The organism is Chryseobacterium antibioticum (assembly GCF_012927325.1).
GTDB lineage: Bacteria > Bacteroidota > Bacteroidia > Flavobacteriales > Weeksellaceae > Chryseobacterium > Chryseobacterium antibioticum.
The window spans coordinates 73,409-91,522 of the sequence record NZ_JABBGI010000017.1 but is presented as its reverse complement, the minus strand read 5'-3'; the positions used below and the strand labels follow the sequence as shown (position 1 = coordinate 91,522).

At 38.4% G+C, this 18,114-nt stretch carries 13 protein-coding genes; 2 read left to right on the top strand and 11 right to left on the bottom strand.

Annotated elements, in window-relative coordinates:
* Nucleotides 1-12: 12 nt before the first annotated feature.
* The gene (locus HHL23_RS14235; protein ID WP_169235456.1) at nucleotides 13-2,766 is read right to left on the bottom strand and encodes a SusC/RagA family TonB-linked outer membrane protein; all 2,754 of its coding nucleotides are present in this window, start codon (nucleotides 2,764-2,766) and stop codon (nucleotides 13-15) included.
* Between the two features lie 331 nt (nucleotides 2,767-3,097).
* On the opposite strand from HHL23_RS14235, the gene metG reads away from it, so the two are divergent.
* Nucleotides 3,098-5,134, top strand: coding sequence for a methionine--tRNA ligase (metG, locus tag HHL23_RS14230; protein ID WP_169235455.1), 2,037 nt, complete (start codon nucleotides 3,098-3,100; stop codon nucleotides 5,132-5,134).
* Between the two features lie 212 nt (nucleotides 5,135-5,346).
* Here the strand turns inward: metG and HHL23_RS14225 are convergent, their stop codons facing one another.
* The 7 genes from HHL23_RS14225 to HHL23_RS14195 form a co-directional block, all read right to left on the bottom strand.
* Complete coding sequence (locus tag HHL23_RS14225) at nucleotides 5,347-6,051, bottom strand: class I SAM-dependent methyltransferase (RefSeq protein WP_169235454.1); 705 nt, start codon at nucleotides 6,049-6,051, stop codon at nucleotides 5,347-5,349.
* A 231-nt stretch (nucleotides 6,052-6,282) separates the two neighbouring features.
* The gene (locus tag HHL23_RS14220; RefSeq protein WP_169235453.1) at nucleotides 6,283-7,095 is read right to left on the bottom strand and encodes a siderophore-interacting protein; all 813 of its coding nucleotides are present in this window, start codon (nucleotides 7,093-7,095) and stop codon (nucleotides 6,283-6,285) included.
* 125 nt (nucleotides 7,096-7,220) lie between these two features.
* Complete coding sequence (locus HHL23_RS14215; RefSeq protein ID WP_169235452.1) at nucleotides 7,221-8,813, bottom strand: MFS transporter; 1,593 nt, start codon at nucleotides 8,811-8,813, stop codon at nucleotides 7,221-7,223.
* Nucleotides 8,814-8,925: 112 nt separating this feature from the next.
* The gene (locus tag HHL23_RS14210) at nucleotides 8,926-10,038 is read right to left on the bottom strand and encodes an HlyD family secretion protein (RefSeq protein ID WP_169235451.1); all 1,113 of its coding nucleotides are present in this window, start codon (nucleotides 10,036-10,038) and stop codon (nucleotides 8,926-8,928) included.
* 23 nt (nucleotides 10,039-10,061) lie between these two features.
* Nucleotides 10,062-11,372: a TolC family protein gene (locus tag HHL23_RS14205; protein ID WP_169235450.1), complete on the bottom strand. Its 1,311-nt coding sequence runs from the start codon at nucleotides 11,370-11,372 to the stop codon at nucleotides 10,062-10,064.
* Between the two features lie 89 nt (nucleotides 11,373-11,461).
* Nucleotides 11,462-12,307 (bottom strand): helix-turn-helix domain-containing protein, encoded by an 846-nt coding sequence (locus tag HHL23_RS14200; protein WP_169235449.1) that lies wholly within the window; start codon nucleotides 12,305-12,307, stop codon nucleotides 11,462-11,464.
* Nucleotides 12,308-12,346: 39 nt separating this feature from the next.
* Nucleotides 12,347-13,414 carry a DUF2891 domain-containing protein gene (locus HHL23_RS14195; protein ID WP_169235448.1) on the bottom strand — a complete coding sequence of 356 codons (1,068 nt, stop codon included), beginning with the start codon at nucleotides 13,412-13,414 and terminating at the stop codon, nucleotides 12,347-12,349.
* A gap of 141 nt (nucleotides 13,415-13,555) precedes the next feature.
* Between HHL23_RS14195 and HHL23_RS14190 the strand changes: the two genes are divergently transcribed.
* Nucleotides 13,556-14,437 carry a DUF4349 domain-containing protein gene (locus HHL23_RS14190; protein WP_169235447.1) on the top strand — a complete coding sequence of 294 codons (882 nt, stop codon included), beginning with the start codon at nucleotides 13,556-13,558 and terminating at the stop codon, nucleotides 14,435-14,437.
* 79 nt (nucleotides 14,438-14,516) lie between these two features.
* Here the strand turns inward: HHL23_RS14190 and HHL23_RS14185 are convergent, their stop codons facing one another.
* From HHL23_RS14185 to HHL23_RS14175, 3 genes are all read right to left on the bottom strand, one after another.
* Entirely contained in the window at nucleotides 14,517-14,894 is a 378-nt protein-coding gene (locus tag HHL23_RS14185) for a hypothetical protein (protein WP_169235446.1), read from the bottom strand.
* Between the two features lie 194 nt (nucleotides 14,895-15,088).
* Complete coding sequence (locus tag HHL23_RS14180) at nucleotides 15,089-16,891, bottom strand: lytic polysaccharide monooxygenase (RefSeq protein ID WP_169235445.1); 1,803 nt, start codon at nucleotides 16,889-16,891, stop codon at nucleotides 15,089-15,091.
* 523 nt (nucleotides 16,892-17,414) lie between these two features.
* On the bottom strand, nucleotides 17,415-18,113 hold the full coding sequence (locus HHL23_RS14175; RefSeq protein ID WP_169235444.1) for an SAM-dependent methyltransferase: 699 nt from the start codon (nucleotides 18,111-18,113) through the stop codon (nucleotides 17,415-17,417).
* Nucleotide 18,114 lies beyond the last annotated feature (1 nt).

Genomic DNA, 18,114 nt, shown 5'->3' with positions numbered 1-18,114 from the left:
CGTAATTATTATTTAAAATTGAAAATTAAAGCCTAAAGAATATATTCTAGGCATTTGATAGTATCCATTATCTATTCCGCCAAAAACTTCAGGATCTACCCCTGTATATTTGCTGATCACGAAAACGTTCTGAGCCATACCATACACTTTCAGGTTGCTTCCTTTAGAGAAAATTTCTCCAAAATTATAGCCAACGTTGATATTATCCAATCTTAAGAATGACGCATTCTCTACATAAATATCTGATTTATACTGAGGTAATGAGAATTTATATTCCGGTGCAGTAGAAAATACATTCTGAAGGTATTCGTTCGTTGATGCAGACTGTAAAGAGCTATTGGATGCCATGTTGTTATACACATAGTTTCCTAATACTGCTCTGGCACTAAGCGCAAAATCCCAATTTTTATGAGATACTTTAGTTGAAAAACCTAAAATAGCATCCGGAGTAGTGGACTTGTAATAGTACATATCTTTTGTACTGATTGCACCATCTCCATTTCTGTCAACAAATGCTCCATCTACAGGATTCCCATTAGTGTCATATACCTGTTGGTACACCCAGAATGAATTTGGAGCATATCCCACAGCATGTGCCTGAATTCTGTTTCCAGCACCTCCCTCAATACCACCAACTTCCATATTGAATGACTCATCCGCTCTGTCTTTTAATTTAGTTACTATTGGGCTGTAATGTGTGGCATTAAAACTTAATTCCCAAGTAGTCTTTTCATTTTTAACAGGAATTACGGTAATGCTTCCTTCGATACCTTCATTCTTCATATCTCCCACATTTTGCCAGCTAGCATTACTTAAACCTCCGGCCGGTTCATCAGCATAGACTAAAAGATCTTTGGTATCCTTTCTGAAAAGGTCGATAGATCCCGTGATTCTATTGGATGCAAAACCAAAATCCAATCCTATGTTTTTTGTAATGGTAGTCTCCCATGTAAGATTTGGATTGTAATTAGCCGGTCTGAACATAAAATAATATTCGTTTCCAAACTGGTAATTAGCTCCTGGGTAACTTGGGTTGTATGCTGCAAATGCAGGATAATTATTAGGCTTGTTCCCGTTCAAAGCCGGTAGTTCCTGCTGTCCGGTTTTTCCCCACCCTGCTCTAAGTTTCAAAGTACTGATTGCTGAAATATTTTTGATGAAATTTTCCTCATTAAGCTTCCAGGCTAAAGAAACTCCCGGAAATACACCCCATACATTATCTTTTGTTCCGTTAAAGAATCTTGAAGAACCGTCTTTACGAACGGATCCAGAAATAATATACTTATTAGCTACTGTAAAAATAGCTCTTCCATAAAAAGATACTAGAGTATTCTGGGTTTCAAAATTCAGATCCTGTGCATTGATTCCTGTTCCTTTATACGTAACAGCTCCCGGAATGATGGTATGGAAATCCTGATATGCGTATCCGGCTGTAATATCTACCCCTGTATTGATAGGAGCTATATTTTTAACATAGTTAAAATAGGTTTCCAAGAGCTTGTTTTTCTTTTCCATTGAGTAGAAATTCGAACTTCCCTTATCACCATAACCAGGCCTGTAATTGGCATCTTTAAATTTGTGCCCTTCACTTTTTGTATAATCATACCCAGCATTTACATTGAAATGTAAGTCCGGAAGAAAATGTAACTTATAATCTAACTGAATATTTCCCAATCCTCTGGTTATCGATGATACATCCCTTATACCATCAATCATTCCCAGCGGGTTTGAATTGGCATTTGCGTTAAATCCGGTTGTAGCTCCTGAATCCAGCCACTCATAATAACCTCCATATTTAGTATTTCCCGAATATACAGGCTGCGTAGGATCAAAATAAGTAGCTGCCTTGATCACTCCGCCGTCTACAAATCGGTTATCCGTAAAAGTTCCTTTTGCATTGACATTTACTGATAAATGATTATCTAAGAACTTAGGATTTAAGTTTAAGCCTACTGAAGTTCTTCGGAAAGAATTTGATCTCACAATACCATTCTGCTCATTATAACCTAATGATAAACGGTAAGGCAATCCCTTTATACCTCCTGATAGCGCCACATTATTATCTGTACCCCAAGCTGCCTGGTAAATCTTGTCCTGCCAGTTGGTATCTGCATTTCCAAGTTTGGTTTTGTAACCTGCAGGTGCATAGGTATTGACAAAGTCTCTAAATTCCTGTGCAGTCAGTACATCTACATTTCCCATTTTAGTAGATACGGAAGCTACCGTAGAAAAATTAAGTTTAAATTTCCCTGAAGTTCCCTTTTTGGTTGTGATCAAAATAACACCGTTGGAAGCTCTATTACCATAAATAGCAGTAGCCGATGCATCTTTCAGAATGTCAAATGTTTCAATATCATTGGGATTGATTAAGGATAAAGGATCAGAAACACCGTTCATTCCTACAAAATCCTGTGGCACACCATCAATTACGATCAATGGAGAGTTTTCTCCACTTAAAGAAGATGTTCCCCTGATCCTGATCTTTGTTCCTGATCCCGGAGCACCACTATTATTGGTGATCTGTACCCCAGGTGTTTTACCCTGAATCAGCTGTCCGGCGGAAGTAGCACCTCCGTTGAAATCTTTTGCACTAACGGAAGTAATGGAACCCGTAAGGTCAGATTTTTTCTGTTTTCCATATCCGATTAATACAACCTCCTCAATCTTTTTCTCCTTGGTAAGAGTGTCTTGTGTCTGTGCATGTATTATTGAACTAGCCAATAAAAAAGCAGGCGCAATTTTTAATACCGTTGTAAAATTTTTCACAATATCGTTTTTTTAGTTTCGTTTTTAATAAGTAAAGCTGTAAGATCAGCCTTGCAATTTATAAAAAAAATAGAATTAGCATAATATTATTGAAAATTTAGATAAATTTATGTAAATTGCTTGTCTACTTAAAAACCAAACATCTGTTTTCCATAACATTACATTAACATATGTATCGCATAACATATTGATGCTATTAACAAAAAGTTAAACATTTGTTTAACTAAATATAATATTTCAGAGTTTACAAAGGCTAAAAACTTATTACAATCGAATATTAGGCGGTTTCGTGAGATAATCCTTATCTTTGCAGTTAAAACTTTACTATAAAATGTCAAACAGAAAGATGATTACGGCAGCTTTGCCTTATGCAAACGGACCGGTTCATATAGGACATTTGGCAGGTGTATATATTCCTGCGGATGTCTACGCAAGATTTCAAAGAAGATCAGGAAAAGAGGTAGCGTTTATCTGCGGGTCAGATGAACACGGAATTCCTATTACCATCAGAGCAAAAAAAGAAGGGGTAACGCCTCAGGATATCGTAGATAAATATCACGAAATCATCAAAAAATCTTTTTCAGATCTGGGAATTTCATTTGATGAATATTCCAGAACAACTTCTAAAAAGCATTACGAAACAAGCCAGGATTTTTTCAAAGTTCTTTACGAAAAAGGGAAATTTACGGAAGAAGTTTCAGAGCAATATTTTGATGAACAGGCGGGAGAATTCCTGGCAGACCGATATATTGTAGGAACCTGCCCGAACTGTGGCAATGAAAATGCTTACGGAGACCAGTGCGAAAAATGCGGTTCTACCCTGTCGCCTTCAGAGCTGATCAATCCTAAATCTATGTTGAGCGGAAATGTTCCTATCCTTAAAGATACCAAAAACTGGTACCTTCCTTTAAATGAATATGAAAATTTCTTAAATGAATGGATCATTGAGGGTCATAAAGACGACTGGAAACCAAATGTATACGGACAGGTAAAATCCTGGTTAAACGACGGTCTAAAACCGCGTGCCATGACCAGAGACCTGAACTGGGGAGTTCCTGTTCCGCTTCCGAATGCAGAAGGGAAAGTTCTTTATGTTTGGTTTGATGCTCCAATCGGTTATATCTCTTTTACCCAGGAATGGGCAGAAAAAAACGGAAAAGACTGGAAAGATTACTGGCAGAGCGAAAGCAGTGACCTTGTTCATTTTATCGGAAAGGATAATATTGTATTCCACTGTATTATTTTCCCTGCGATGATGAAGGCTCACGGTGATTATATCATGCCGACAAATGTTCCTGCCTTTGAATTCTTAAACCTTGAGAACGACAAGATCTCAACGTCGAGAAACTGGGCGGTATGGGCACATGAATATGTAGAAGAATTCCCTGGACAGCAGGATGTTTTAAGATATGCACTTCTTTCATCAGCTCCTGAAACAAAGGATAATAATTTTACATGGAAAGATTTCCAGACTAAAAATAATTCTGAATTAGTAAACAAATTTGGAAATTTCATTAATAGAGTTATTTCTTTCACGACCAACAACTTCGAAGGAAAAGTTCCCAATGGTACTTTAGACGACGAAAGTAAAAACGCTATAAAAACTGCGGTTGAAGACGTTAACAACTATTTGGAAAAGTATGAGTTCAGAAATGCATTGAATGCGTTTATGGCATTAGTAGATTATGGAAATCTATATCTACAAAATGCAGAACCTTGGAAAACAATAAAAGAGGATCGTAATAAAGCTGGTCAGGCATTATTTGTGGGAGCACAAATTGCAGCCGTTGTCGCTCAGTTATGTGAACCTTTTATGCCATTCTCTGCTGAAAAATTATTCGGATATTTTAATATTGAGAAGAAGAATTGGAGCGAAATACAAAATACTGAAATCCATATTGAAGTTGGTCATGAAATAGAAAATGCACCATTATTATTCAATAAAATTGAAGACAGCGTCATCGAGGCTCAGATTGAAAAGCTGGAACAGACGAAACAAAACAATAAAAAAACAAACCCTAACGCCAACCCTATGAAAGAAGAAATTTCTTTTGATGATTTTACTAAAATAGACCTTAGAACTGCGACCATTTTAGAAGCTGAAAAAGTGGAAAAAGCTGATAAATTATTAAAGTTTAAAGTAGATACAGGCGTTGATATCAGAACTGTGGTTTCAGGTGTTGCAGAAAGCTTCACACCGGAAGAACTTATTGGAAAGCAGGTGATGATCTTACTAAATCTTGCCCCAAGAAAAATCAGAGGAATTGAATCTCAGGGAATGTTCTTATTAACGACAAAACCAGACGGAAAACTATCTTTCGTAACACCGGATGACAGCAATGTAGAAAACGGTATTGAAATAGGATAATCACCATATTCCAGATAAAACAAAAGACACATGATTTTTCATGTGTCTTTTTTATTTTTATGATATCGAATAAACTTCTTAAAAAAGGTTGACCTGAATGACCTTAAAACTTAATGCTAACCTTAACCGTTAAAAAAAACCATTAAGAAAGAATTTAGTTATTAATAGTAGTAAGAGATTGCTTTACTATGCTCGCAATGACAAGGGAATGCTTATTTCTTAGTCAGTTTTGCCAGATAAGAATCCTCGTCCTGCATCACTTTTTCTATGGTAAAGCCATTATTTTCTGCCGCATTTTTTAACGTTGTAAAATCAAGATAGAGCCATTTAATCGGGTCTTCAGATTCTCCTTTATAATGAACAATGTAATCCAGTTCGCCATAATAGCCTCCTGCCGGAATATAAACTCCTCCATCTTCATCACGGTCGAACATATATAAAATATCTGTACTATCAATAAGAATACTGCCTTTGTCACTTACTAAAGCATGCAGTTTCTGAAGGTAGCTATCAATTTTTTCAAGGCTTTGAAAAATCCCTGTCCCGTTCATCAGAAGCAGAATGGTATCAAAAGTTTCTCCGGAAAAATCCAGCATATTGTTACATACTGCTTTCTTGATTCCTCTCAGCTTGCAGACTTCAGTAGATTTTGGTGAAATATCAAGAGCCAGGACATCAAGATTTCGTTCATTCTGAAGATACAAAGCATGGGAACCGGCACCGGCACCGATGTCCAGTACTTTCCCCTGAGCAAGCTCAAGTGCTTTTTGCTCAATATCATTCATATCTTCAAAATCCCTGAAAAGATATTCTACCGGAAGCTCATCCAGTTCTGAGATTGAAGTTTCTGTCTGCAGATCTTCAGGATTTTCGTTGTGAAAATAATCCCAGATCGCTTTACCCATTAAATCTTTCATTGCTGTCTTTAAAAGTTGCAAAGATAGGAGTTTTCTTAATGTTGAGTGATGAATGATGAATGATAAATGATCAGTGATAAAAAAAGAGTCCCAAATATTCACCATTGACTTGCGAAGCAAAATTCACCATTGACATCTATCCTGTTTAAAATCCAAATCAAAGACCATAGTTTTAAACTGCGAAAATCCCTAATCCCTAATCCCTAATCCCTAAAATCTACCATCTTTCATCTACCCCATCGAATCCTTCTCCTTATGCCTATCTTTTTCCGATTCATTTTCCGCTACACCTGCTTTCCAGTAAGAATATGCATTGAGTTCCCGTGAAGTCCAGTTTTTTTCTTTTCTGAGATAGGTACGGATTTCTTTAACGCTTGAAAACTCGGCCGCAACATATCCGAATTTAGTGGTTGCCGGAATATTGATATTTTTTACTGTATCCGCCATTTCACTGCTGATATGCGGAGTTGCGTTATGAAGCCATTTAAATTCAATATCAGCCTTAGTATGAAGAATCTGTTCATCCTGTTTTCCGTGAACTTCAATGATGCAGACTCCTTTTGCTGTTTCCGGCAGGGTTTCCAGCATGGCACTCAGAACAGGAATTGCTGTAGCATCACCAACAAAAAGGTACCATTCAACTTCGGGATACATTTCTTTAACTTCAGTACGCATCATGATCCCTAATTTCGAACCTGCTTCAGACTCTCTTGCCCATTTTGATGCCGGACCGCCATCACCATGGTCAACAAAATCAATAATCAGTTCATTCTTCTCAAGATCAATTCCTCTGTGGGTATAGGTTCGGATAGCAGGAGCCACTTCTTTGGGAGGATATACCCATTGTCGGTTTTCGTCCAACGTTGGAAAATGGACCTCATCCAAGCCAGAAGGAGGTACTGCAATCTTATTATTATCACCTATACTAGTATTTTTAAACAAATGAGTCTCAAGAGAATATAAATAGACTCTGATGTAGTGATCAGTGATATACTCTTTTCTCACTAGCTCTGCAACAATTCGTCCGGTTTGAATTCTTGTCATATATTTTAATTTTTATCCACACAAATTTAATTTTATTTTGTCTAAATAAAAATAATTAGTTAAAAAAAAGTAAAGCCCCACTAAAAATATATAGCAGAGCTTTACTCGTGAAAAACAAGGTATCTTTAAACCGCAGGTCCGGCTGCGTCTTTTATTTCTTCTACTAATTTTTTTCTTTCACGAAGTCTTCTTCTGGCAATCACAGATTTACCGCCAAGAACCCTGATGAACCTCAAATACTGGAATCCTTCTCTTCCGAAATGATGCGTCATTACATACAGCAATACTCCAAAACCTGTCAAAATAATATATCCGAAGATCTTTTTGCCGGAAACAAGGATGGCATTCAGTTGAATTGTTTTCATATTCGCAGCTAATGTCTGAGGACTCACGGTCATACCGTCGATATACACTGCAAGATCTCCTACTGCTGTAATCTGAAAACGATACTGAAACCATGAATACAATGCTGAAAAGAATCCTACAGCCAGAAACGTTCTCCATACCAAAACTAGCCCGATTGCAGCCAGCATATCATCCATTTCAAGTTTGTCCAGGGTATAGAACCATACTGAAATAAACAGTGAGCACATTCCGTATCCTTTTAGAAGCATAGGAAGGTACCAGTTCTCGTAATTGAATTCTAAAACCATCGAAAAGTACATAATCAATACATATCCCATCATCGCCGAAAACCCCGAGAAGATGTACATTTTCAATGGTATTTCTTTTTTAAACCAGAATACAGCAATCACTCCTGCCAGGATGATTCCAGGGATCATGAGCATGCTTAATCCTGCGTTCGTAAGCTGATCATATCCAAGAACCCCTACCGCAAAGGTATTCTGAAGTGAAGTTGTCCCCAAGAACATTCCCAGCCACAACAGCATAAACAGACCATGCTGTACATTATTCTTTGTAAATATCTTGAATGATAAATACGGTCTTTTTAAGGTGAACTGACGAACCACCAACAACGCAAAGCTTACAAAAGCAACTATACTCGCATTCATAATATGTTTTGAATTCCACCAGTCCTGCTGTTTCCCGAAAGAAAAAACATACGCAGAAAACATAAACGTCGAAACGAAAAACATGATGCTCATCCAGTCGATATAATGCAACGGAACTTTTAAAGCAAAGTATTTATCATGCATAAAGATCCAGTGGATGAGAGCGAGAATGAAACATAAAACCGCTGCAATCAGATAAAAATGCTGCCAGTTGTAATTAATAGAAACTACTACCGCATAATAAGATGCCACCTGGTTCATCACCAATACAAAGGTGTAAAACAGTCCATAAAACATTCCCCTGTTTCCGATCATCATCATTAACGGAAGAAACAGCTCGATGGTCACCATCATTTTTAAAAACCCGATAAAGAGTGCCGTAAATACGAAAACCATGGGTTGCATCGTAGTTCCGTTGATATAGCTCAACAAGCCTAACAGCACAAGAAGTACCATCATTTTGTCTCTCACCTTGAATCGCATCTTCAGTCTGAGAACGATCGGCATACAGGCACCCATTCCTATTGTGGTGGCATAGTTGGCCCACATAAAATATTCTGTCATCGCCCCGGTACCGCTCACCAAATAGCTGATGTTTCCGGTATAGACCCCGCCAAGCGGCATCACCACTGCCAATAGCAGTACAATGAGCAACAGCTGTACGGGTTTGGGTACCCAGTCGTTATATAGTCCTTTATTGTACATATTGTTGTTAGATACTAGATTTCAGATGCCAGATAACAGACTTTATGATTGCGTCTTCCATTCTTCTTTCAGCACATCATGTCTGAAATCTGATATCTGAGGTCTTTTTTTCTTAGTTAATATTCACATTCATATTCATCCCTGCACTCAGTTTCTCCAGATCTTCTTTTTTATTGGAAGATGTGAATTCGATTCTTACAGGAATTCTCTGCTGTACTTTGATAAAGTTACCTGTAGAATTATCGGTAGGAACACTGGAATACCTTGAACCTGTCGCAGCAGAAATAGCAGTTACCACACCTTCAAACTTCTTTCCTCCTAAGGCATCAGCAGTCATCGTCATCTTTTCACCGATCTTAATATTCGGCATCTGTCTTTCCAGAAAATTAGCCGTCACCCATTTCTGACTGTTCAGAACGATTGTTGCCACCTGCTGCCCTGGCTGGATCAATTGCCCTTCAGAGATCGTTCTTCGTCCCATGATTCCATCATATGGCGCGGTGATCACAGTATAAGAAAGGTTGATTTTTGCCATATCCAAGGCTGATTTTGTTCTCTTAATTTCTGCATCATTGATTCCCAGTTTGCTTTTCACCTCAGTGGTAGAAAGGTTGGCAGATTGCTTCTGATTCACTAATGTTTCATATGCTGCTTTCTGGGCATCATACTCCGTTTTTATCTGATCATATTGCTGTCTGGTCACTGCTTCTGCGGCCAGAAGGTTTTTATATCGGTTTAAATTCTGCTCAGCATTCCATAGTCTTGCTTTGGCACCTGCAATATTGGACTCCATGACACTTACGTTATTGGAAACCGTATTGACGGATGAACTTGTTGCCGATCTCTGTGCCATTGCATTCTGATAAGCGGCTTCCGCCTGACCCAACTGCGTTAACAATTCATTTTTATCCAGAATAACCAAGGTATCTCCTTTTTTAACCTTCTGGTGCTCGATGAATTTTATGTCTTTGATATATGCTGAAACCCTTGTATTGATAGGATTAATGAATTCCTCTACCTGAGCCGCTTCCGTGTAGGTTTTGTCTCCAATGTGAAAATATTCTCGGACCAGCCAGAAAAGGCCAAATCCTATGACCAGAAATACAACCGTATTAGAAATGATGGCTCTGATTTTATTTTTTTTATTCTGTTTCTTTTTAGCCGCTGCTCCCGACTGTACCGGAGCGGCCTGAGTATTTTGAGTAGTTTGTTCCTTGTTTTCCATTATCTTGATTTTCAGTTTTAAAATTAAAGTGTTCCTGTAGACTTCAGGAGGTTATAATATTGATACAGTACATTGATCTCGGCATTGGCATAATCCAGTTCTGACTGAAGTTTCTGATTTTGCGCATCGATCATTTCAGCCTGTACAGCCAGTTGGTTCAGATATTTAGCTTCTGTGATCTTGTAGTTTTCTTCTGCCAATCTTTTTGAATCATTCAAAATATCTGCCTGCTGGATAGATTCCTGGTATTTTACATAGGCTGCATTCACTGCCATGTCTACATTCTGCTGAACGAGTGTTACCGCATCGCCAGCCTGATTTTTCTGAAGCTCACCAAGCTTTACTTTTTCTTTTGTCTTGTATAGATTATCAATATTATAGCTTAGTGAAACACCGGTCTGCCAACCTCCGGAATACATATCGACAACAGGGCTTTTTGTTGTAATAGGCCGTTGGAGTGTATAGCCTCCAAATCCTGACAATGTTGGCATCTGATCTGTTTTAATGATTTCGATGTTTTTATCAGCTACATCTATATTCTTTTTTGCCGATTTTAGCTGAGGATTGCTGTCATGGGCAAGATCCATATAGTAATCCATCCCGATACCCGATTCTTTATCCGTTAAACTTTCAACGGGAACGATTTCTGTTTCAGAAGGCAGTCCTAAGGCTATATTTAAATTATAATTAAGGATTTTTTTATTATTCGTTAGAGTCAAAATTCCCTGATCCAGATTTTTGATGGCCAGCTCACCACGGATAACTTCGTTACGGGTCACCATTCCCTGCTGATAGAATTTCTGGATATTTTTCAGACGTTCCTGAGCCAGTTTTTTATTATTCTGAAAAACGGTTTCCTGATTGACTATTTTATAGACATCCAGATAATTGGAGACCACGAGAAATTTGACATCAAGCTTATTTTTTTCTAAATCCAGTTCAGAAAGCTGCTCACGGAGACCGGCCATTTCAATGGATTTATTCACCAAACCTCCTTTAAAAATCAGCTGGGTTGCCTGTACAGCATATGAGCTCCCATAATGAGGCATGGAAATATTTGTTGAGTTCGAAAAATCTTTATCGATGGCTAGAGCATCGCCTAAATAGAACTGACTTGTAGTAGCCGTAATGTTGGGAAGCTTCTGAAGTTTTGCAACATTTGTATTTTGTTTTGCAATGTCAATGTTCTGAGCAGCCACTTTTAACTGCTGGTGGTTTTTCACGGCCATATCGGCGACTTCACCCGCGGTCATCTGTTTGATCTGTTGAGAAAAAAACAGCGCAGGGAATAGAGCTACCACGAGTGATAGTGCTGTTTTTATGTTATTTGTCATTTTACCTTGTTTTACAAAGGCAAAGTTACGGCAACAACAAAGTCAATCAAATGTTTGAATTCTGGAAAAAGATGTTCAAATGTAAGATTCTAACTTTCAAACTGATGCCTATACTGTCTGGGGCTTACTTCTAGATGCTTTTTGAAAAAGTGGGAAAATGCATATTGATCACTGAAACCAAGGATTGAAGAAATCTCTGAAACCGGTTTACTGGAGGAGTTTAAAAGCACTTTTGCTTCATTCATCACGATCAGGGCGATGATCTGACTGGCGGACTTTCCAGTGATAGATTTTACGACTGATGAAAGATGTCTGGTTGTAATCGACTGCCGCTCGGCATAAAATTCAACGGTTCTCTCGGTCAGATGATGCTCTGCTAGGTCTGTCAGAAAAACAAAGACAATCTCTTCCTGTCTGGACATCTGGTTCATCGAATAATTATCTTCTTTAGAAATAATCCCTGCCATCTGGTAACAGAAAACAGAGAAAAGATGTTCCACCATTTCCTTTTTATACAGCATTTCGGTCTCAGAATCCAGAATATATTTCAGGAAATTGACGCTTTTCCACACTACTTCCATTTCATTTTCAGGAAAAGGAACTCCTCTATTCATCTGCTGCCGAAAATACCGGTAGGTAATCAGTCTGTTGAATTTCAAGGACAAAGCAGAAATAAAGTCTCTTTTATAAGAAACCATTCTGGATTGAAAATCCCCGCTTACGGAAACCATTTCATAAATCGTCTGAGGGTCGGTTACCATAAACATATTGGCAGAAAGCTCCAGATCGCTGAAATGCTGGCGGAGCTTTATCGTACCTGATTTAATAAAAATAAAAGCAGGATTGTCCGGACGGAAAGGTTTATCCGCAGAAATTCTTTCGAAAATATTATGTTGGGTAAAAATTTCAACACCAAATTTTTCTAAGGCTGACATAAGACAAATGTAGCCAATATATTCTGTGCTTACAACCTTTTAATCTTCCAGTGAATAAACCGCAAAACTCGCTAGCCAGTGGTCTCCGCCGTAATTTCCCTGAAACAACAGAGGAAGTCCGTTCGCTAAAAATACATCCGCCGTTTTCTTAAAGCTTTTTTTCAATGGGTGTCCCTCCGGAAGTGCTTTTGAGATCCCTTTCATACACCACGCTTTCGAAAAAGAAAGCCCGACAAGATGAACGGTCTGATAATCACTCAGGTCACTTACCACAGGGATTTTTTCAATATTTTCCAAGCTTCTCTTCTCGTAAAAACTGTTCAGCCACAGGACAAATTCTTTCTGTGGCAGCACTCTTCTCATCAGGTCTGCAATTTCAAGGCTTGGAGAGAAGAAGTCTGATCCGTCCGGTTCAAGATAAGCTGGTGTTTTCTGGTCTTTTCCGTAAAAATATTTTGCTTTTTCTTTAAGCTGATTCTCGAATTCCTGATCATTATTTGCTTTAGCCCAATCGATTGCGAAAGCAAGACCAAAAGCAGTATTCGGGTGAACTCCGGTTCTGTTCGGATAGGTTTGTTTAGGAAGATAGGTTTTCCATGATTGTAAGATCTTATCTGTTAAAGGTTTCAGATTTTCATGCCAGATCTTGGCTTTGGGGTGATTCCATGTGGTCAGTTCTTCGTCAAGCTTTAACAGCCATGCCCAGCCATAAGTTCTTTCAAAAGTAGTGGTCAGCTGATATTTTGTGAAATAATCGGCTTCGGCCACCAGATTTTCTTTCTTTAATGAACTGTCAAGAATATTTTCGATGTCTTTTACATTAGGCAGATTAGGCTTTGTCTTCAGCAATCTTACCAGCATCCAATGTCCATGAACGGAACTGTGCCAGTCGAAACAGCCATAGAAGCTCGGATGAAGATCTTTTGGAGTTAAAGTAACCTCGCCCGCATTATTAATGATATGTGCCGTTTTGTTTGGATATTCCTGATTGATGCAGTGAAGTGGTTTTTCTAATAATTTTAGAGCCATTTCATCGCTCAGTTTCGGAACTTCCTGAGCATACATCAAAAATGGAGAAAACACGAATGCTAAAAGACTTTTTTTCATTCATTAAAAATAGAAAATAATTTAGATTTCAAATTGCTTTTAAAAATAAATGAATCTCAATAATTTTAACAAAAAATTATTAATTTTAAATAAAATAGAGATTTAAGCATAATTTTTGATAAGATTTAGCAAACAATATTCATGAGAAAATTATTTTTACCTTTATGTATACTTCTTCTGATAAGCGGGTGTAAAAAATCCGAACTGGAAGCTGTCAATTCCTCTCCGGCAGTATCAGCTGATAAAGCAGTGGCTGTTGCTGAATATGAAATGGTTGCTCCTCCGAGTACTATTTCTGAAAAACTGCTACCAGACGAAAATAAACCTGCTCAACCTCCTTTAGCTCCTAAAAAGATCGACACTATCGCTAAAAAGATCGTTAAAAACGGCAACATGAGAATCCAGGTGGGAGATATTAAAAAAGCTCAGAATCAGGTGGGAGATATTCTGAAAAAAAATAATGCTTATATTCAAACGGAACAATTCCAAAACACAGATATAGATGACAATCTGGATCTCGTCATCCGTGTACCGCATAAAAATTTCGATGCACTGATCAATTCCTTTTCGGAAGGAGTCGGTTCTGTTTTATCTAAAAATATTTCCTCTGATGACGTTACTGAGGAATATACTGATGTTTCCATTAAATTAGCGAACAAAAAGATCTATCTGGAAAAGTACCGAGATATGCTCAGAAGCGCTTCTACCACAAAAGATATGATTGAAATTCAGGAAATCATCCGCGAACTGGAAGATGAAATGGACGTAGCAGAAGCCAGACTCCGCTTCATTGATGACCGGGTGAATTACAGTACGCTGAATCTAAGTTTATATAAAGAGAAAGTGAGAAGTTCCACCACCTCAAAGATTGGTTTTGGAAGCCGTCTGGCAGATTCTGTGACGGAAGGATGGAACAGTTTTATGAGTTTCCTGCTGGGAATCATTTCATTCTGGCCATTCTTATTACTCATTCCAATACTTGTTTATCTATGGAGAAAATGGAGAGCTGGAAGAAGAAAATAACAGCAGATCTACATGTATCAATAATAAAAATCCGGCTATCAATGATAGCCGGATTTCTACTGCATTATCTATAATTTAATTAAGCATTGAAATACTCTTTAACGGTTTCTAGAACCTGCTCGTCCGACATCTTTTGTGCTGTATCCAGTGTTATCGTCAGGTTTTTAAACTGAGCGGTATCATGTAGATATTTTTTCAGCTCTTCCTGAATCGTTCCCGGGCCTGTAATATACACTTCCTGGGAATTCGTCAGAAGGTGTTCGATTTCTTTAAAGAATTTTACCCTGTTGGTTCGCTCTGCATTATTGGCGGCATTTTCACTTGAGTTTCCATGCTGTATTTCTGCTTTTACAGGGCTGCACAGGAAAAATTTGAAAGCATTCTGCGCATCATGATTTTTTACAACCACTGCTTTTTCTGTATCGATCCAAAGTCCTGCTAATTTCTTGTCTGACATAATTTATTTTTTTGGTGTTATACGCTATGTAGATCAAGAATGATGCAAAGGGGATGTTAAGGGCTGTTAAATATTAAAAGGAGCTGAAAAAATCATTTACAGATGGGTTCCTTTGAAAGATATTAATACAAGAAAGCCGCCTTACATGAAGACGGCTTCTGTTGATTATATTTTATTCTTGTTTGTGTTCAGGACTACTTTTTGATCGTTTTAACTGCACTTCCCCCGTCTTTATATAGAATTTTCACAAAATAGATTCCAGGTTGAAGAGAATTCACAGCAATACTATTCTTTGCAGGATCCCTGTAGGAAAGCACCTGAAGTCCGTGGGCATTGAACACATTCACTTCAAGGATTTTAGCATAGTTGCTTTCCGGCACAAAATAGAGTTGGTTATCAGATACAATTACGGAAAGATCATCTTCCTGAGCATTGCGTACTGCCCCCGTACAATCCGGACTTTCATTACAGTTGCTTACCAATTTCCACACCGCATTGCTTCCCGGTGTATCTCCCGGGTTAGCATACCATTTGTTTTCCCAAATTTTACAGGCATAGAATACTTTTGTACCGGCAATTGTATAAGCTTTTGCCAGGTTATATTGCTGTGCTCCGCAATACGTAACGGGACCGCCTGACTGGCAATCCGGGCCTTCAGTACATGCGCTTATCTCCTCCCAAACCATACTGATTCCGGGAAGTTCATTGGGATTAGCATACCATTTGTTCTTCCATATTTTGCAGGCATAGAACACTGTTGTCTGAGCTGTCGGATAGGCATTGGCAGCATTATACTGTTGTGATCCGCAATATGTCTGACCATTTCCTCCTTCTACTTTCTTAGTCCTGATTTTTAATTCATTACTGGCATCGGATATTTGATCGTTCTGTGCAACAGCTTTTACTGTGTAGCGGTATTCTGTGTCCTGAGCTAAACCTGGACGTGCGAAGTTTGTCTGTACTGTTTCACCGACTTTAATACCATTTTCAAATACCTGATAATTTTTAATCCCTTGTGTATGGCTTGAAGCAGTCCACATCAGTGAAACAGAGTTTTCGGTGGCTCCCATCGAATGGAGATTCGACGGTGCTAGAGGTTGTTCGGGGACACCTGCATTATTTGTTTTTACAATAAGAGGTGTACTTTTCGGTGAGGTTAGTCCCGTAGAACCTATCGCCTGTACTTCGTAGGTGTAAATCGTATTGGCGGATAATCCCTGATCTTCAAATTCAGGAACACTTACATTCTGTACCGCCTGTCCATTACGGAAAACGGTGTAAGATGCAACATTTCCCTGTGGAGTCCAGCTGATTTTAGCAGAAGAACTTGTCACACCTACCTTGGTTAATCCTGTAGGTGTAGCTGGTGTTGTGGGAGTTACTGTTGACTGTACATTCACATCAATCACGTTATAAAATGCATTGGCAGTATCTGCCACATCCCAAACAGCTAAAATGATATGATACCCCTGGCGATTACCTGGAATTGTAATATGGTGAGGGGTGTTGTCCTGTGGTGGGGAACCATTATGCACAACCTCCCCGATAAGCTCAAGATCCTGGCGAGCGAGCGGTTGATTAGGGTTCCAACCTGGTTTTGTCATGTAATAATGCCATTTTGATGTGGCGTGGTAAGCCAGATATTTCCAGATGAATGTATTCACACCAGCTGTTATGTTGGTCTTCTTCCATCGGTCCGCAGTTTGAAGATCCAGAATAGTGTTCCCACCTATACTTCCATTGGCTGAAGCGATCCTTCCATCTGCCGGGCCGAGTGCCGGAAATCCTTTTTTGGCTTCCAGAGATCCCGGTTCATTGATAACGGTACCATATAACCCCAATGCCGTGTTATAACCGAGCGTAACCTTATCCAGACTTCCCTGATAGCCCCTCGAAGCCGGACTCACAACATATCCGTGGGCTGACAGAGGTGTTGTGGAAAATGCCAGAGTACACAAAACGAGTACTGCAGAAAAAAAAATTCTAAGTTTAATCATATTTAATTATTTAAGGTGTTTGATGTTTGTCAGCTAATCTGAAGGACAGATCCAACCCTATCTCATATCAGACTCATAAAGAAATACTGGAGAAAACCATTATTTCTATCTCAATACAAACTTGTGTGCGATTGAATAATGTCAGTGAACATCCTAAAGAATTTGCCCGAGAATTTCACAAGTTATAAAACCCGAAGGACTCCTGACATTAGCTATTGAAGCGTGGTAAACGGAATTCGTTAAAGCAATACTCAAATTTAATAAAACATATTAAAATCTACACATATAATTAAAAATTAAATAAAATAAACATAATTATAATTAATATTCATCAACATAATGTATTTACGCCAATAAATCAAACTAAATAATGATTTAATTAAGAATAATCTTCAAATTCAGACATAGCAAAACCACCGATCGCCGACTCTTTTTAGAGCATCAATCAGTGTTAAGAGATGAAATTAAGAAATGTAAACCCGAAAGAATCAAAAAGGATAGTTTTGCATTTCCAGTCCTCTATTTATTTCCCCAGCACAAATACTGCAGGAATTTTGTGAAGTTCCGGCTTTGCTTTTTTCCAGTCGTTGATGGTTTTTGTCTGAATAAATTCATGCTCAGGATCGTTGATATTCGCTGCGATACAAAGCTTTGTATTGGGGGATAAAAATTTGGTCAGGTCTTCAAAAAGCGGATTATTCCGGTACGGAGTTTCCATAAAGATTTGGGAATATCCGGTCTGCTGCACCAAGCTTTCAAGGCGCTGGATCTGCTTTTTCTTTTCACTTTTATCGATCGGAAGGTAACCATGGAATGTAAATTCCTGCCCATTAAATCCACTGGAAATCAAGGCAAGAATAATTGACGAAGGGCCTGAAACAGGGATCACTCTGATATTTTTTTCGTGACACCATTTCACGATCAGGTTTCCGGGATCCGCGATACATGGGAGACCTGCTTCGGAAAGCAATCCAAAATCCTGTCCTTGCAGCATCAGACTCTGAGCTTCTTTGATATCAGCATTTTCGGTGTATTTGTCCAATAAAAACAACTTTAAGTCGGACTGTTTCTTTTCCGGAGCAAAGAATTTAACAACCTTTCTGGCTGTTTTTTCATTTTCTACAAAAAAGTAATCCGTCTGCATGATATAGTCTTTCAGAACGGGCGAGAAATGAGCAATAGAAGTATTTTCAGATAAATAGGCTGGGAGTAAAAAAAGCATT

Coding starts and splice junctions, on each gene's coding strand:
- metG (WP_169235455.1), top strand. CDS start 3,098: ATGTCAAACAGAAAGATGATTACGGCAGCTTTGCCTTATGCAAACGGA.
- HHL23_RS14225 (WP_169235454.1), bottom strand. CDS start 6,051: ATGAAAGATTTAATGGGTAAAGCGATCTGGGATTATTTTCACAACGAA.
- HHL23_RS14220 (WP_169235453.1), bottom strand. CDS start 7,095: ATGACAAGAATTCAAACCGGACGAATTGTTGCAGAGCTAGTGAGAAAA.
- HHL23_RS14215 (WP_169235452.1), bottom strand. CDS start 8,813: ATGTACAATAAAGGACTATATAACGACTGGGTACCCAAACCCGTACAG.
- HHL23_RS14210 (WP_169235451.1), bottom strand. CDS start 10,038: ATGGAAAACAAGGAACAAACTACTCAAAATACTCAGGCCGCTCCGGTA.
- HHL23_RS14205 (WP_169235450.1), bottom strand. CDS start 11,372: ATGACAAATAACATAAAAACAGCACTATCACTCGTGGTAGCTCTATTC.
- HHL23_RS14200 (WP_169235449.1), bottom strand. CDS start 12,307: ATGTCAGCCTTAGAAAAATTTGGTGTTGAAATTTTTACCCAACATAAT.
- HHL23_RS14195 (WP_169235448.1), bottom strand. CDS start 13,414: ATGAAAAAAAGTCTTTTAGCATTCGTGTTTTCTCCATTTTTGATGTAT.
- HHL23_RS14190 (WP_169235447.1), top strand. CDS start 13,556: ATGAGAAAATTATTTTTACCTTTATGTATACTTCTTCTGATAAGCGGG.
- HHL23_RS14185 (WP_169235446.1), bottom strand. CDS start 14,894: ATGTCAGACAAGAAATTAGCAGGACTTTGGATCGATACAGAAAAAGCA.
- HHL23_RS14180 (WP_169235445.1), bottom strand. CDS start 16,891: ATGATTAAACTTAGAATTTTTTTTTCTGCAGTACTCGTTTTGTGTACT.
- HHL23_RS14175 (WP_169235444.1), bottom strand. CDS start 18,113: ATGCTTTTTTTACTCCCAGCCTATTTATCTGAAAATACTTCTATTGCT.